Origin of the sequence: Chelativorans salis (assembly GCF_025336525.1) — a bacterium.
GTDB lineage: Bacteria > Pseudomonadota > Alphaproteobacteria > Rhizobiales > Rhizobiaceae > Chelativorans > Chelativorans salis.
Genome location: NZ_JAOCZP010000004.1, coordinates 257,416 through 272,534 on the forward strand (window position 1 = coordinate 257,416; position 15,119 = coordinate 272,534).

The following is a 15,119-nucleotide window of genomic DNA, read 5'->3' on the forward strand; positions in this document are numbered from 1 at the left end:
CGCACCCCTCGCGAGCGTCGAAGCTCAATGAATTAAAGGGTATGGGCGCGCGATAGTGTCTGAGTTTGAGTTTCGGCTGTGGGGTGGCAACCCGAAGGTCAGCTCTTGGTTTGCGAGGGACGAGAGCAGACATACATTGAAAGCCATCATCTTTGCGCTCCGTTCGGTCGGGCGGGTGCCCTTGGCCTCGGCCACGATCGGCCGAGACAAGCAGCCGAGGCTAGCTATCGAGATGCCTGTACTCGCTCGGGGCAACGCCCGTCCAGCGTTTGAACGCGCGAGAAAAGGATGAGAAATCGGAGAACCCGAGCAGATAGGCCGTCTCCGTAACGGTTGCGATCCGGCCTTCTATGTAGGCGATAGCCAACCGGCGACGCAGGTCCTGGATAACGTTTGAAAAGGACTGCCCTTCTTCTCTGAGCTTGCGGAACAGTGTTTGCCGGCTGAACCCCAACCGCGCCGCGACCGCCTCAGCGGTTAAGGGACTGTGGTGGAGGGTTGGCAGAACCAGCTTCTCGATTCGGGAGCACAGGGTTTCTCCCGCCTCCAGGTTGGTCAGCAGGCCGTCCGCATGCTGGGCCAGAACGCCAAAAACATAACGCGGCGCCTGAGCCACTTTCCATTCGGCCACATCTGGGTGCAGCTGCATTGCGTTCCAATGACACCCGAAGTGAACCGGACACTGAAAAACGCGTTCATATTCGGCTGCATGGGGCGGGGCGCGATGGGTGACGTACACTGCCAGTACGTGAGGCCGCGGCAGAAATCGGCGCGGCCCGCAGGTAAGGCTGCCGAAGGTAAACTCAGTCAGTTCCGGAAACAGGTTCGGGTGCTGCCGGTGGTCGACCATGAAAAGCCGACCGCCGCGTGATACGACTTCAAACTGCGGACCTTCGCTGGCGCCGGAGGTTTCCGCAGCCACTTGGCTGTATCGCTGCAACTGGATGAAAGCTTCGCCCATCGTAGCCGAGGCTTCCATGATGAGACCTAAGATCGACATGTCCGATACGCTCACGTTCTCGCTGAACTTCAGCGCAAGCGCAGTGTCGTTGGTCGCCGATTTGGCGGCGCGCATTAGGGCGATATAGCGATCAAGTGGCACGCGGGCGTCGGGATCGCCCAGCCGGACCGGGTCGATGTGCGCGGCAGCGATCAGTTTGCTGCCGTCGGCGCCGCAACGGGTGGTGAACTCCAGAAGTCCCGAGACAATTCCCGCCGCGACCGTCGCACCGAACACAATGACCTCCTGTTGCAATTCAGTGAGGCCGTGCAACATCCAGACATGGAGCACGGCATCCGCATGAATTATGCAATTGGGGCGCAAAAGCCGCAAGTTTGCACTTCCGGATGGGATGAACAGCCGAGGCCCAGGATCAGGATTATAAGATGAAGCAGACCATGTTGGCCGTGACACGAGAGACGTATGGAGGGCCCGATGTCATGTGTCTGTCTCGAGTTGATCGGCCCATACCAAAGGCCGATCAAGTCCTGGTCGAGGTCGAAGCGACGTCGGTAAACCCCTTTGACTGGCATCAGTTGACCGGCCGCCCCTGGCTCGTTCGCCTCCCCGCGCTATTCAAACCAAGCGTCCGGATCCTGGGGGCCGACATTGCCGGGACGGTGGTGGCCGTTGGCGATCAGATACAAGACTTCAAGCCCGGCGAAGCCGTTTTTGGCGATATCAATTTCGGGGCTTTCGCACAGTTCGCCATCGCGCAGCCACACATGCTGGCCCGCAGGCCGGACGGGGTGACCGTCGAGGACGCGGGAGTTGTCGGAATAGCCGGGCTCACAGCGCTGCAAGCCGTGCGCGACTGGGGACGCGTCCAGGCGGGCGAAAAAGTGCTCATCAACGGCGCATCGGGGGGCGTCGGTGCCTATGCGGTGCAGATTGCAATAGCTTTCGGGGCCGAAGTGACGGGGGTATGCAGTGCAGCCAACACTGCTCTGGTGCGTAGACTGGGCGCCGATCGCGTTATTGACTACAAATCCACTGACTTCGCTACGGAACAGGTTCGCTATGACGTCGTTATCGATCTGGTCGCAAACCGGGGGCCACGCGCGATCGGACGCATACTCGCCGACAATGGACGCTGGGTTCTTGTCGCCCTCAACATCCCCCGCTTCCTGGTAAGCTCGCTTTTTGGCCGATGGCTGCTGGGCGGCTCCAACAAGACGACGACATTCAAGATCGCCGAAATCCGTCAGGACGACCTGGCGACCTTGGCGCGCATGCTCGCTGAGGGGCAGATCCGATCGGTGATCGACCGCTCCTTTTCGCTGGAGGACGTGCCCAAGGCCATGAGCTATCTTGCGACCAAGCGGGCGAAAGGGAAAGTCGCGATCCGGCTGGAGTGAGGAAAAGCGCTATCCGCGCATCACTGTGGCCGCAGAAAAAGCGAACGGCAACTTGTATGATGCCGTCGTTGGCATTGGAACGACCGCAATGGGGTCGGCACCAGAAATTCAAACTGAGATACTTCTGGGGGGAGCGAACGTTTCAGTCCGCACAAATGGCAACGCTCGACCTGTCGGTAAGCTGCGCCGGAGTTTGGCGTCATCGGGCTCGGTGTTTGTGGAGCAGCGTGCGATAGCCGCCGGCCACAAGGTCGAAGCCGGTGCGTACCCGGCGCATCACGACGTCCCGCAGCGGCATCGACTTCCACAAGGTCGCGCTTTCGTGCTCTGCGCCGAACACAGCCGCCGCGATGTCCTGATATGTGGCGCCTGCCCGTCGGCCATCGATCGCCCGGAGCATTTCGATGAGATGACGCCTGCGCTGGGCCGTGAGACGAGTATCTGGTGTCGCTCGATGATGAACGAGAGCGTCGCGGAAGCGGAACAGCGCGTCGACGCGATCATCGAGAAGCGGATCGACGGGCGTGAGGACGGCTACAGGGCCGCGAGGTGTTTTGCCGTCAGGGGCAATGGCAGCGAAGCGCTCGCCGGCGAGGACGAAGCGGAGATAAAGGCCTTCCTCAGCCGATCTGGCGCTGATCGGATCGACGGCGATCGTTGCCGTGATCAAGCCTGGCACGACTACCGGTGCCAGAATGACTGCGGCCGGATCGACAGCGGGGCTCCAAAAGATGTCGGCGTTCGTGGCCGGCAGGTCCGGAGGTATCGGGAAAGCGCAACCCCCAGTGCGCGTTCAGCGCCGCTACGGCTCGGTCATCCGACGGATTCGAGGCCGCGACTTCCCGCTGATAGTCGGAATTGCGCCGGAGGAATTCCCAGGCGAGTTCCGCCGAGTTCAGGTTTTTCAGGTATCGATACGTCTCGGCGTCTCGCCAATTCCCCTGCGCCACCATGCCGATTTCCTCCCCGACTCTATGCAGTGGGTCCGCATGTCCTCGGAAGATCGCGGCAAAATTGAATTTTGGATAGCGGGGCAACCGGCATATGGCGATGCGATCTGTGCATCACCCTCGGGCGTCTAGTGGTAGGCGGATCGCAGGAGGTCGCGGTAACCGTTCTCCGTCATCCACCGGGCACGGGCGAGATGGGTTTCGTGAACCCGCATGGCGCGTTCGGGTTGCTTGTCGGGGTCGAGACCGAAGACCACGCGAACGACTTCCCGCCAATGTGCAGCGTCCGCCTCGGCATCGAGCAATCGCAGATAGGTCACGACATGGGCGCGGTCATAGTCAGTCAGATGCTCACTCTTCGGTGGTTCATCCAGGAAGTCGGCTTTGCCCATGTGCACTCCTGTCTCTCGGCGCGGCGCCGCAACTGGCTATGGTTAACGCAATCTCACCGGGATTGTAGAGGGGCACTGCGAGATCGCTGAGACGGAGACAGGCATCGCACCAGTCGGCAGGTTCTTTGTCAGGCCGACGTTTCCTGATCCTGCTTGGCCCCGGCATGAACGAGCATCACCCCTTCGCCTCGGTCGGAGTTCAGGAGAACAACGCCATTCGCTTCGAGGGCCCGGCGGACCTGATCGCGCGTGCTCTCGTACACCCTCAGATCGTTTTCCGATTCGAGGCGCTTGAGAGCGGTCAGCGATACTCGGGCCTTGTCAGCGAGCGTCTCCTGCGTCCAACCCAGCAACGCGCGCGCGGCCCGCGACTGTCGGGCGGTGATCATGCATGATCACCTCCTACAGTCACGAATGCGCACGCCAGAACTACGACCATTTTAGTCGTTCTTGGCGGGATTAGCCACCGAATTTTCCTTCTTTAACGGGCTGAAGCCGGAAAGTCGCTGGACTGATTCGGTTGCCTGACGGCGTTGGCCCCGCCCGGACCTGCCGGGCGGGGCTCTTGCGGGCCTCAGTCGCCATTGCGCCGGCTGGGGCGGGACCAGATGAGGCTGTAGCCGTCGCCGTCCTCGTCGTCGAAGAGGTTGGCGTAGATCGGGGCGGTGAAGCTCGGATCGTCGAGCTTGAGGCCCAGATAGTCGCGGCCCTCGTTGGAGCGCTTGGACCAGGCGGCGCCGATCTCGGCGCGGCCGGCATAGACCCGGTGGCTGGGGGCGTTCTCGCCGCTCGCCTTGGTGTCGGGGACGATGCGGACATTGCGGGTCTGCAGGCTGAGGGTGACGATTTCGCCGGTGAACTCGTTGCCGGACTTCTTGAAGCTGCCGATGGTCGCCATGATTAAGTCTCCTTGATCTTGAGCTCGAGCCCGCACCATGCGGCCTCGATGGCGATCGGCAGGCCGGAGGCGATCGACGACGCATCGCTTGCGATCGCAGCGTCAGCGGAGGATGGCAGCCGGGGAACTTTCTTGTCTCGCGAGGAATGACGGCGCAGCCGGCAGGGGAAGAAAGTTGACCGGCGCCATTGCGGCAAAGGCGATCGAGGCGCAGCCGGTCTGCGGCCAGATCAAGCCATTGAAGAGGCCGTTTGGAGCGGTCGACAACAATGATCGTGACAAGGAGACGATGGCGGCCCATTGCGCATCGAGTCGTCCGGCACCGTCAGTGGCGGATCACCTCGACCAGCAGAGCCCTGTCCGTTTGGAACAACACCGACGCGGTGAGCGGTAATCTCGATTCCAGCCATCGTCATACCGGCCGTGCGACCGGCGACGCAGTTTCAATGACCCGATGTGACGCGACAGTCGTGGGCGCGGCCCGATAATCCGATCCCGCCTTCCGCTGCCCACCAAGGCGTGACGGCGGTACGGTCACCTTCCGAATACCGCCTCGGCGCCTGGACGAGTCAGGCTCGCGCGATGCTCTGTCCCTGGGCCGCGGCCGCAGCGAGTGCCGTCAGCCGAATATAGGCTGTGATGCCGACGGCGAGGCTGCCAACCAGGGAGAAGACGAACTGCCACACAGGCGACGGCACGGCGTGCTCGACGATACCGTGCGTCGCGTGAAACCAGGCAATCGCAGCCGGCACGACGAAGGCCAAGGCAAGGGCGACGCGCACCCATAGCGGGCGTGCAAACATGAGGCCGGCCTGCAGGACCACGAGCGTGAGGAAGGCGGCGATGGCGCCAAAGGCAATGCCGCCGGCAACGCCGGCGTCGGCATGATACGCCCACAGGCCGATGGCGACGCCGGCAAAGGCCGGTAGCGCGAATATGGCAAGGGTGAACAGCAGCCAGCAGCAGAAGCCGATGGCAACGATGCCGAGCAAAATGCTGAGGATCATCATGGTGGTGCCTCCGTGACGAATGATCGAACGGATGCGCCTTCCACCACCACCATGGCGCGAGAATAGTGTATCACAGTTGCAGCTGAGCTGCGAGCTAGTAGGTCCGCTCCGAGCCCTTTCCGGACGTTTATCTCCGCGTGAGCTACCCCCTACGCACTAGAACACGTCAATTCGATCATTGTTGAGCCAGTTGGGTATCTCGATATGCCCGGCCAGCGGATGTTTGGCGAAGGTCGCGCGGATATTGGACAGGCTGTTGAAAACAGCCCATAGGAGCCGATTGCGTTTGTCGTAGTACTCTGTCGAGAAGTCGTCGGTCGTGAATGTGTGCGCGGGGGTTTGACGCAATCGCCGAACCTGGCGTAGGGGCTTAATCACCATCTCGCGGAAAGCATTGGGATCATCCCAGACGATCTCTTGGAGCAACCATTCTTCAAGCAGAGCGAGAGTGCCTTTTCGTGCGACCACGGTCTTGCCATCAGAGCGCGTCTCTTCGGTTTCCAACGGACATTTACCGATAAAGAATGATGCATCGATGCTTTCGGAAAGGAGCTTGTCCAGCGCCATAACGAAGCGGTTGAAGTTCTCGGCTGTTGGTCGCAGGAATGAGGTCAGTCCAATCGGTATGTCGCCCTCGGTGGATGCGCGGAAGAGGCTTTGCCCCCAAATCGCTTCGGAAAGCGTGCGGATGAGGCGCATCTCCTCGGTGATGGCGTAGCGAACGGAACGGTTCTTCCAGAATTCGCCCTCAATGCTGGAACGATAATAGGGTTCGCTCATGCGCACATCGTTGGAAGCCAGGTAACTGTTCCAATATTGCTGATGCTCGGCGGATAAGCCTGCGAGGTAGCGCAGAAAGACAATAGTGTAGGGGGTACGCTGGGCGTCAAACCCAAGTCCAAAAGTCTGCAGCGAAACCTTGTCCCGTTCAGGATGTTGTTCGCTTGTGAAAAAATCGTCGGTGATGGACATCCGACCCATGTAGTCAGCGAAATGAACCTTATAGCGCGGGTCGGAGACATATCGCTCCAAAGCGCCCATATCAAAGGCGCGGAATGCAAGTTGTGGCTCGGCCAGCAACAAGGCTTTGGAGAAAGGACGGTCATGCCATGCTGAGAGATCGACCCGCCGTCGCACTTCGGCCTCGGTCGGGTACAGGCTGAAATCAGCAAGGTCTTCGGAGCGAAGAAGTTCAAGTTGCCTCGGGATCGGCAGATCCGGAAAACGCTTGATGTGCATGTTCACAGATGTGCGGGCGAAAACAGCGGTGATGCTTCCGTCCGTTATCAGCCCGGCAAGAACATTGCGAAGGCGCTCGGGCTCCTCCTCAATGCGGGATAGCGTCGAAGCGATGACGCCGTTGAAACCATCCCGTTCCGTACTCGCAATGAATGAAGAAGTAATTGCATTTAATAGGTGGTCGCTGGGCATGGATGGATACTATAGGAGTGGCGGCTTTGTAGCTAGAAGCTGCAGTTGGTACAATCGAGCAGTGAATGACAGCGCCTCTCCCAACTAGACCAAATCTACGTGTCAGCCTGGTCTCAAATGTCCACAAAGTCGCCGATGAGGATAGCGATGGGCGGCTCCCTTGAACTCGGTACAGTCGTTTCCGCCACGCGTCACGAACGACCGTTGTGCGCCCGGTTGCCATCGTTAAGCCGATGAACGCAAGCGCAAAAGCGGCCATTAGTGCAGCAGGACGAACCCCGTCATGATACGGTGGTGTCCGACGCGGAGCAACTCATCCACGTCGTCGTGCCGTAGTGGAGCTGAGCGGTAATGTCCAAAGCGAGCGGCTGTAGTCATGCCAACATCGCGTGCCTTAACCAACACGAGCTGATCCGGAAATATCGCTGCGCCGACTGCGACGCGGTGATGATGTGCGCGTGCGATGAACTTTTCGGGCGACGCTTCCTCGCGCACCAGCTTGGAGAAGGCGCCGAGCTCGACACCCAAGAGCGGTTGCCGGTCACGCACGGCTTTCAGACGGGGGTTTGCAACGGTTGTCGCGGCCTGCCGCTCGAGCCTGCGCCAGGCGCAGCGATCTACGGTCGCACCAGCAAAATCAAGCGCTTCTACTGGCGTGAGCTCTTCTTCCGCGAAACGGAACGATTCAGCGATTGGGAAAACGCCAACCCCGAAGCGTCCGCAGAAGAGGCGAAAGCGGCGCGCAAACGGATCGAACGGGAGGTACTGGACGAGATAAAGGCGCTCCACCAGGCCACGCCGCTCTACGACATGCGGGAGCCTTCCCAAGGCGAGGTGCTCGCCCGCTGCAATGTTGAGATGGAGCCTTTTTATCCAACCTTTGCCCTTTCGCCGGAAAAGGGCGCCGTGGTGATGCTCGATGGCGATATTGTCTCGCCGGAGGCGTTCGTCATTCGACAATATGTGACGCAGGGCTGGGTGGCGATGCCACTGGAAAGCGTGCCGCTGCACGCGTTGTTCTCCGTCTTGACGTGGCTGCTTGTAGAAGATCCCACCGATCCCAGGAGCCGGATGGCCGGATTCGGTTCGCGCACGGCGTTCGAAGCTGGAATCCCGAGTGAGCAAATCTGGATGCACCTGCCTGAGGATTTCGGTACGAAGGGATATGGCCGGCGTCGGAAAGAGGCGATCGACGAACATTTTGACTTCTTAAAGCCAGACGGGCGCGCTGATCGCGCTCGCCTTCTCGAACTGTTCGATTATTGGCGCGCACCGAGCGAACGCCTGCGCCAATATCTGTGGGCGCACCGTGACGCCGATGTCGAACGCGCACGGAAACTGATTGAGATTCTCCCGGCCGAGACGATCCTGATGATCCTTCGTTATCTGATCGACGATTATTGGGGCCGCTATCTCGGGTGGCCTGACCTGTTGCTCTGGTGTGGTGACGATTTCCTGTTCATCGAGGTTAAGTCGTCCTCCGACCGCCTCAGCGACGATCAAATGCGCTGGATCGCCGACAACCATGAGCAGCTAAAGTTGCCGTTCCGCCTCGCCAAGCTGCACCGACCGTCGCGCCAGGGTGGGCGTAGCGGAAAATCCGCCGAGGATGCAGCGTCTGACTGAGCGAACCAAGCTAGCCTCACCCTGAGACAGTTGACGAGCGCCCAGCCGTGTCCAGCAGACAATGTCAGCATTGGCTCCCTTTGTGGATCGAAAACCGCCGATCCGCAATCGACCCCGAACACATCATTTGGTATCGGTGTGGCGGCGACCGCTTATTCCGCTGAGCAGTCATTCGCGGTTCATTCGAACCGCCAGACCGGGATGCCAAGCTTTTTCGCTTTGTCGGCTAGGTTCTCCTGGATGCCGGTGCCGGGAAAGACCATGACGCCGATTGGTAGTACATCGAGCATTTGGTCGTTGCGCTTGAAGGGTGCGGCGCGGCCGTGTTTCCTCCAGTCGGGCGCGAAACCGATCTGTGGCACGTTGCGATAATCTGCCCAGCGGGCGGCAATCTTCTCGGCGCCTTTCGGTGACTTGCCGTGCATCAGCACCATGTCGGGGCGCTTGGCATGAACCTGGTCGAGTTTGTCCCAGATCAGTCTGTGGTCGTTGAAGTCGAGCCCGCCGGTGAATGCGATCTTCGGTCCATTGGGCAGGAGCACTTGCGCGTCGGCGCGTTTCCGGGCGGCGATGAAGTCGCGGCTATCGACCATTGCCGATGTCAGCGCTCGATGGTTGACCCGTGATCCGGTTCGCGGTGACCAGGGCGTGCCGGTGCTGCGTAGATAGTGCTCGGCGGCACTTTCGCGGAAGACCTCCAGGCTGTCGCGGCGTTCGATGAGGCTCTTGCCGACCTCGATCAGTCGCTCGAGCTCGACGGCTTTGACTTCCGAGCCATCCTGTTCGCGCTGCCGGCGCTTCTGCGCCTGCTCGTTGTCGTCGAGCTTGCGTTCCACCCGGTCCACGGCACGGTGAAAGCTGTTGACGGTCGACCAGAGCAGGTCGTCGAGGTCGAAATCGAGCGCTGTGTCGGCCATGGTGGCGATCAGGGCGTCGAATATGTCGGAGACGGCGCCGTCGATGGTGCGATCTTCAGGCACGGGTCTCGGGTCCGGCGTGTTCTCGTCGTGGTGATAGCCGTAGAGCTGCAGTTCGCTCAGCGCGTGGTCGGTCGGTGAAGCCTCGTGGTGGGGCTCGAAGGTGTCGTCGTCTTCATGCGCCATGAGGGTGCTCCCTTGTCGGTTGGCCGCGCCCGCCGCGGCCTTCATGGCGCCGCAAGACGGCGGGCGGGCCGCGCCTGCACCCGGAAGCGCAAGCGGACGGGCCGGAGCGTGAGCGGAGGATGGCGGAGGCCGGCGATTTTGCTTCGCGATGGAAAGCGGCCGGAGTCGGGGTCCCCACGCGACACGTAGCGTGGGGTGGCTCGGGCCGCGCCGGAAAATCGTCGGCCGCAGCCATTGCCGGCCCGGCCCGGCTGCCGTCCGGTCGCCCTCTGAAGAAGGCCGGGGCGCGGCCCTCTGCGACATCGATGGGAGAGCCCGCGCGTGACGGCGGGGACACCGACCCACCACGCCGCTTCCCGTTCAGGCCAACTGAGCGGTATTCAGAAAGCGAGCGACATCTTGCGGGGCGAGTTGGACCCGAACCGATGCCGTGAGCGCATCCAGTCCGCGCAGCCGCAGATCCTCGTTGAGATCGCCCAGCATCGGCGCAATGGTCAGCGCCTCGATTCCCTCGGCCTCGGCGCGTGCACCCAGGCTGTCACACGCCTCATCGCCTGCCGGATCGTCGTCGCGCACGATATAGAGACGGCGCAGCGTGACCGGGAGCGCGAGGGCGGCGAGATGGGCGGCGGAGAGCGCTGCCGCCATCGGCATGTCGGGCAGGACGCATCGCAGCGACAGCATGGTCTCGATGCCTTCGCCGGCCGCCATGATCTCGCCCGCCAGGCCGAAGCGCACCGCGTTGCCGAGGAGGTCGCCCATTGCCCGTCGGGGCGTGTCGATCGGCGCCTTGCCGAGCCTCGCCTCGCTGAACCCGTTCGGATCGAGCCAGGTTCGATGAGCGCCCATCTGGTGCCCGTCGAGATCGGTGACCGACGCGATCACAGCCGGCCAGGTCTCGGTCGGCGCATGCTCGTCGGGCCGGTAGTAGCAGCGCGGATGGAATCGCAGCGTTCCGGCTCCGTGCAAAGCCGTAATGCCGCGATTGCGGAAATACGATTCAGCAAGCGTGCCCGAAATCGGCTGGGCCATCGAGAACAGCCGCTTGGCTGCGAGCGGCGAACCCGTTCGTGCGGGCGTCTTTCGTCCACATCGTGGTGCGGACTCCAGTTCGGGATGCGGGAATGCCAGGAAGCGCCGTGCCTCATCGGCAACGTCCTTGAATTCGACCAGGCCGCAGGTCTCGCGGATGACATCGAGGAGATCGCCATGCTCGCCCGTCGCGGCGTCGGTCCATTTGCCGGCAGGGCCGTTCGGGGAATCCTTCAGCCGCACGAACATCGATCGACCGGGGCTGTTGCGGACATCGCCCACAATCCAGTAGCGCCCGCTTTTTCGCCCGCTCGGCAGATATTCACGGCACACGGCTTCCGCGTTTTGGGCGAGCCGCCGCGCTAGGTGAGCAGCCGTTTCCGACATACTGTGCCTCCTTCAAAGAAAAAGGCCCGCGTCGCCGCGGGCCAGTGTTGCCAGATCGGATGTTACGCTATTCGGCGGCGACTACATGCGACGCCTCCTCAGCATCCGCATTCTCGCCCGGCACATCGTTCGTGCCCATGGCCGTTTCGCCGCCTGCCGTCGCCTTTTTTTCTACGGTCGTCTCCGGTTCCGCCGGATTGCCGGCGCTTTCGACATCGTGAGCATCCGGCTCCGCGTCGCCCTGCGTGCGCAACGGCTCCGGCAGCCAGCCGGTATCGGAGAGCAGGGTCTCGGCCTCCGCGGCCATGTGACCCTTCTTGAGATGGGCAATGCGGTCGGCGGCGCGTTCGCCTTTCGCCTCGGTGACCGCCTTCAGGATGCGGCCCTTGCTGACACGGCCGAAATAGCTGTCGACGGTGGGACGCCAGCCAGCCGCAGCCATGTCGAGCGCGACAGCTCGTGCCAGCACATCGGCATGGACGAGCGCCCGCGGCCGTCGGTTCCAGGGTTCAGAGAGGGCGTTGACCGAGAGGCTGACGATATGGGCGAAGAGGCCGGCCTGTTCCTGGCCATCCCATGCCTGGAGCGCCTCCCAGAGATCGGCCGGCTCCTTGGGCAGCCGCTTTGCCCAGGCCTCGTGCCGAGCGCGGGCCGCCTCGGCGACCGCGCTGTCGTTCAGACCTTGGGTCTGGGCGCTGAAACCAATGCTCTTCAGGCTGAGCTCAAGGCAGGTATCTGCGCCGTAATGATAAAAGACCGTCAGGGTTAGCGCGTGCAGGGCTGCGACGAAGGCGATGTCCGGCCGTTGGGCGAGCGCGTTGCGCAAGCCGAGCGTCCGGTGGGCGGTAAGCTCCGACATCAGCCGGTCGGCGACAGGCCCTCGTCTTCGTCGGGCTCGGACGGCTCGGCGGTCTCAGAGGAACCGTTGCCCTCGGTGGCTTCCGTGTTGGGGTGTCCGGCTCTGCCTTCGTCGGTGTCGCCGCTGTCGACTTCCGTTTCGGGCACGATTTCGTCCTCGGGCCGGACGAAACCGCGCTCGACCCGCAGACGACCATCGGGCGCGATGCTGACAAAGGCACCAGCGCGGGCGATCTCTTCGGGGTCGAACCTGACCGGGCGGGCTTCGAGCGCCTCCAGCGCCGTCTCGATCTCGCCGAGACGCTCGTCGACGTCGTCGGGCAACTCGTCGGCCTCGGCATAGGTTTCCTCGAGCGTGTCGTACTCGGCCTTCAGCGCGTCGCGGGCCGCCTCTTCCTCCACGGTGAGCGGGATCTCTTCTCCCCGCAGCTGGCGGAGACCGAAAGTGTGCCCATAGGGGAAGTCCGGGGCGGCGTCGATCCACTTCCACCCTTCGTCGACGACGGCCTCAGCCTCGCGCTTGAGCTTGTCCGTCACCATCTTTTCGACCAGCGCGACATCCTGGAGCCAGCCACCATCATCCGACTGGAACAGGTCACGCAGCACGGTTCCACCAGCCTCGACATAGGCGCCGATGCCGATGAACTGCGCACGCTTGTCGGAGACGCGCACGGCGCCTTCGGTCAGCATGCGTCGGATAGCGTAGGGCTGCTTGTCGTAGGATTGCTGCAGGCGCTCGAACACCTGTTCCTGGCGCTCGTGGTCACCGGACACGGTGAAGGCCATCAGCTGGTCGAGCATCATGCCGTCCTCGGCATAGATGTCGAGCAGCTTCGGCGAGACCGATGCGAGCTTCAGCCTCTGCTTGACCACGTTGACCGAGACGAAGAAGGTTGCGGCGATCTCCTCCTCGGACTGGCCCTTCTCCTTCAGCGTCAGGAAGGCGCGGAACTGGTCGAGAGGATGGAGCGGCGCCCTCTGGACGTTCTCGGCGAGCGAGTCCTCCTCGGCGATGCCGTCCTCTCGCACGACGCACGGCACCGGCGCGGTCTTGCCGAGCCGCTTCTGCTTGACGAGAAGCTCGAGCGTCCTGTAGCGGCGGCCGCCGGCCGGGATCTCGAACATGCCGGTCTCGGTTCCGGCCCCATTGGTGACGGGACGAACGCTAAGGCCCTGCAGGAGACCGCGCCGGGCAATGTCCTCGGCGAGTTCCTCGATCGAGACACCAGCCTTGACGCGCCGGACGTTCGACTGGCTGAGCACCAGCTTGGTGAAGGGGATGTCGCGCGACGACGAAAGGGTGATCTTTCTGGCTGCGGTTGCCATGATGATTTACTCCGCGACGGGCGCCGAGAGCCTCTCTCTCGACTTCCGACCCGTCACGGAAAAGGGCGCAGCCCTCTCACTCTCTCGTCGCCGATAAGGGGAGGGCTTGCCCCGATTGGTGGGAGGTCATCGGCGTTCCCGCAGAGCCGCGGCGGCGGCCCTGATCAGGTGTTTGCTCTCCACGATGCTGCCTGCCTGTCGCGCGGCCTCGGCATAGACCGACAGCGGGAACGCGGCTTCGAACAACAGGTCACGCTCGATGCTCATGCCGAAGGGCAGGCGCACCGATGTCAGTTCGGATAGGCTGAAACAGCCAAGCTCCGGGCTGCCGAAGCCGAGATCGGCCAGTCCGAAGAGCGTATCGCCATCCATCGCGCAGGGCGATCACTCCGACCGCGCAGGAAGCCCGTCGGTAGCGCTAGAGCGCAGCGTGGTGGCCGCTCTGATGGCGCGAGGAAAGGGCTCGTCACTTCACTGGAATTCGCTGCTTCTGCCCGCCATCACACAACGACGACGCTATGGTTCCACTTTGAAAACTGCGGATTGGACTCTCAGTTCTCGCTGCATTGGCGGGCGCCATGGACGCAGTTTTTGCGAATGCCGCCGACATGTTTGAGCCAATTACTGCGTGAGGTTTATTTGCCTTTTGGTGGGCATAATTCTCCGCAAGAGATTGACAAATCGTGCCTTTCGGCGTAGCTCCTGGCGGTGATGCTGAAAGAACGCAGCAGAATGGCACCACTCCGCGCCAGGCGGAGCGAACGCCAGAGGGAAGTCACAGATTCAGTGGTCGCGTCATGAGGGGCTGTATTTATGCAAAGAACGCGAGAAACGCATCTGCCTCAGGGAGTTGTCTCTGCGTTGCTGGTGCCGTGCTCCAGTCGCAAACGGGTACGACCCGATCAGCTTTCGCGTGCAGTTTCTCTCCCCCATGCCGATCAACCGGTACTTGAAACTGTTTGGCTTGAGCGGCTGAATTCATTGCCGAGCAGGCGCAGGGCGTGCGAACTATATGGGGGGCGTGGCTTCCAGTTCGCGCTTCGTGCCTCTGACGTGTCCGGAGCGAAACTCTACACGATCTCCGCGGGCCTCGGACTGGTGGCGGCTGAAACGCCGATTCCCAGCTACGGGATCACTGTGAGCGGAAGAGGGGATGAATGCATAGCGGATCGCGTGGTGGGGCGGTTCGAACCTGCATCCTGGTGGTCGGCGGTCAGTCGGGGGCCTTATTCCACGCCGATTGCTGACGTCTTTCCAAGTGAAGGTACAGGACTGGTCGTTGTGGCTCTTAGTCAGCCCTATGCGCGGATGTTGGCGCCTAGTCTAGCTTCCATTTCGGATTGGGCAGTCGAACGGTTGCGGATCGTTGGTGCCACTCTTGGTCCGCTCCTACCGTCGCGGCTCTCGGCGAATTTGATGCCGTATGATGAGCGTCTTGAGGCCGTGTTCCCAGGTACGCGTAGCGATTTCGCACAGCGTGCCTTGCTGCACTTCGTGTCCAAGGGGCTGCCGGCGATGCCAAATGGCGACTTGAACGCGCACCGTGAGTGGGTCTCGTCGGCTCTATCTGGAAAGAGGATGCCGGTGCGAATGCAGAGGAACCGCCTGGCCGATGAAGATATTCTGGCCCTGATTAGACGGCACCTGCCTACGACAACCGGGATTGGACACCTTCTGCGTGTTCTCCGCGATCAGGAAGGTGTTGCATGTGAGCAGGCACGTTTTTCCCGCCTTTATCGGCAGGCAGT

At 62.0% G+C, this 15,119-nt stretch carries 13 protein-coding genes and 2 pseudogenes; 3 read left to right on the top strand and 12 right to left on the bottom strand.

Annotated elements, in window-relative coordinates; genetic code table 11:
- Positions 1 to 220: 220 nt before the first annotated feature.
- Positions 221 to 1,333, bottom strand: a complete 1,113-nt coding sequence (locus N5A92_RS14990) for an AraC family transcriptional regulator (RefSeq protein WP_260904162.1) — start codon at positions 1,331 to 1,333, stop codon at positions 221 to 223.
- Between the two features lie 53 nt (positions 1,334 to 1,386).
- Between N5A92_RS14990 and N5A92_RS14995 the strand changes: the two genes are divergently transcribed.
- Complete coding sequence (locus tag N5A92_RS14995; RefSeq protein ID WP_260904164.1) at positions 1,387 to 2,358, top strand: NAD(P)-dependent alcohol dehydrogenase; 972 nt, start codon at positions 1,387 to 1,389, stop codon at positions 2,356 to 2,358.
- Positions 2,359 to 2,557: 199 nt separating this feature from the next.
- On the opposite strand, the gene N5A92_RS15000 is transcribed toward N5A92_RS14995, so the two are convergent.
- From N5A92_RS15000 to N5A92_RS15020, 5 genes are all read right to left on the bottom strand, one after another.
- A complete protein-coding gene (locus N5A92_RS15000) occupies positions 2,558 to 3,037 on the bottom strand; it encodes a DUF2285 domain-containing protein (RefSeq protein WP_260904167.1) in 480 nt (159 codons plus the stop codon).
- Complete coding sequence (locus N5A92_RS15005; protein ID WP_260904169.1) at positions 2,979 to 3,311, bottom strand: transcriptional regulator domain-containing protein; 333 nt, start codon at positions 3,309 to 3,311, stop codon at positions 2,979 to 2,981. Before N5A92_RS15005 ends, N5A92_RS15000 begins: the two co-directional genes overlap by 59 nt.
- A 125-nt stretch (positions 3,312 to 3,436) precedes the next feature.
- Positions 3,437 to 3,700 (bottom strand): DUF2285 domain-containing protein, encoded by a 264-nt coding sequence (locus N5A92_RS15010; protein WP_260904172.1) that lies wholly within the window; start codon positions 3,698 to 3,700, stop codon positions 3,437 to 3,439.
- A gap of 128 nt (positions 3,701 to 3,828) precedes the next feature.
- Complete coding sequence (locus tag N5A92_RS15015) at positions 3,829 to 4,089, bottom strand: helix-turn-helix domain-containing protein (RefSeq protein ID WP_260904174.1); 261 nt, start codon at positions 4,087 to 4,089, stop codon at positions 3,829 to 3,831.
- Between the two features lie 185 nt (positions 4,090 to 4,274).
- Positions 4,275 to 4,598 (bottom strand): DUF736 domain-containing protein, encoded by a 324-nt coding sequence (locus N5A92_RS15020; protein WP_260904177.1) that lies wholly within the window; start codon positions 4,596 to 4,598, stop codon positions 4,275 to 4,277.
- A 175-nt stretch (positions 4,599 to 4,773) separates the two neighbouring features.
- On the opposite strand from N5A92_RS15020, the gene N5A92_RS15025 reads away from it, so the two are divergent.
- Positions 4,774 to 4,992, top strand: coding sequence for a hypothetical protein (locus tag N5A92_RS15025; RefSeq protein WP_260904180.1), 219 nt, complete (start codon positions 4,774 to 4,776; stop codon positions 4,990 to 4,992).
- A 175-nt stretch (positions 4,993 to 5,167) separates the two neighbouring features.
- On the opposite strand, the gene N5A92_RS15030 is transcribed toward N5A92_RS15025, so the two are convergent.
- Both N5A92_RS15030 and N5A92_RS15035 read right to left on the bottom strand, forming a co-directional pair.
- Entirely contained in the window at positions 5,168 to 5,608 is a 441-nt protein-coding gene (locus N5A92_RS15030; RefSeq protein WP_260904183.1) for a hypothetical protein, read from the bottom strand.
- Positions 5,609 to 5,764: 156 nt separating this feature from the next.
- Positions 5,765 to 7,039 carry a hypothetical protein gene (locus N5A92_RS15035; protein WP_260904185.1) on the bottom strand — a complete coding sequence of 425 codons (1,275 nt, stop codon included), beginning with the start codon at positions 7,037 to 7,039 and terminating at the stop codon, positions 5,765 to 5,767.
- Between the two features lie 351 nt (positions 7,040 to 7,390).
- Here N5A92_RS15035 and N5A92_RS15040 point away from each other — a divergent pair, with 351 nt between their 5' ends.
- Positions 7,391 to 8,665 (top strand): VRR-NUC domain-containing protein, encoded by a 1,275-nt coding sequence (locus tag N5A92_RS15040; RefSeq protein ID WP_260904197.1) that lies wholly within the window; start codon positions 7,391 to 7,393, stop codon positions 8,663 to 8,665.
- A gap of 179 nt (positions 8,666 to 8,844) precedes the next feature.
- Here the strand turns inward: N5A92_RS15040 and N5A92_RS15045 are convergent, their stop codons facing one another.
- From N5A92_RS15045 to N5A92_RS15060, 4 genes and pseudogenes are all read right to left on the bottom strand, one after another.
- Positions 8,845 to 9,768, bottom strand: a complete 924-nt coding sequence (locus N5A92_RS15045; protein WP_260904199.1) for a DUF2493 domain-containing protein — start codon at positions 9,766 to 9,768, stop codon at positions 8,845 to 8,847.
- Between the two features lie 360 nt (positions 9,769 to 10,128).
- The gene (locus N5A92_RS15050) at positions 10,129 to 11,187 is read right to left on the bottom strand and encodes a DUF7146 domain-containing protein (protein WP_260904203.1); all 1,059 of its coding nucleotides are present in this window, start codon (positions 11,185 to 11,187) and stop codon (positions 10,129 to 10,131) included.
- 67 nt (positions 11,188 to 11,254) lie between these two features.
- Positions 11,255 to 13,371, bottom strand: a pseudogene (locus N5A92_RS15055) (ParB/RepB/Spo0J family partition protein).
- Positions 13,372 to 13,497: 126 nt separating this feature from the next.
- Positions 13,498 to 13,740 (bottom strand): annotated as a pseudogene (locus tag N5A92_RS15060) (DUF2958 domain-containing protein); the annotation flags it as partial.
- Positions 13,741 to 15,119 lie beyond the last annotated feature (1,379 nt).